This is a genomic window from Vibrio sp. 1978, assembly GCF_033344345.1.
In genome coordinates this window covers 1-609 of record NZ_JAWPOP010000699.1, presented here as the reverse complement: position 1 = coordinate 609, position 609 = coordinate 1, and the positions used below count along the sequence as shown (strand labels likewise).

Sequence of the window (609 nt, the reverse complement as noted above, 5' to 3'; positions counted from 1 at the left end):
TTAGAGGAGTCGTTAGGTTTTACTCTTTTTGAACGCCACTCTCGAGGGGTCCGCCTCACCGAAAAGGGAATACAACTGCAACAAGCCACGCAGTTGCATTTCTCTGAGTTAGGCAAGTTGCTTGATGATCTGAGAGTAGAAAAGCATATCAATGAGGTTCGCTTGAAGCTCACTCCCTCATTCGCCTTTAAGTGGCTAGTGCCTAAACTCGAAAGCTTTCAACTAGAGAACCCAGAAATTCAAGTGCAGATCTTTGCGGAAGGAGCGCTAGTCAACAGCGATTTGAAAGACTATGACGTCGCCATTGACTACGGTCTTCACCCTTATCGAGACCATGATGCCGAGTTGATTCTCGATGAACAATTGCTGCCAGTGATGAGCCCTAAATACCTTGAGGATCATCGGTGGCTAAAAACTCCTTTTGGTGATCAAACATCGTCGATGTCTGTGAATCAATGGCAAGCGGCTACGTTGTTGCACGACGCGATGCCGTGGGAAAAAGCGACACGTGACTATGAGTGGTTGTATTGGGCTTCGGCAATGGGATTGGATTTTAAAACCGATGTCGGTCACTTTTTCAATCGAACAGACATGGCGATGTCTGCGGCG

The 609-nt window shown here is 47.3% G+C and carries 1 protein-coding gene; it reads left to right on the top strand.

Annotated features, from left to right (window positions below; translation table 11 throughout):
* Positions 1-609, top strand: a 609-nt coding sequence (locus R8N49_RS28630) for a LysR substrate-binding domain-containing protein (protein ID WP_318190636.1), incomplete at both ends; no start/stop codon positions are given.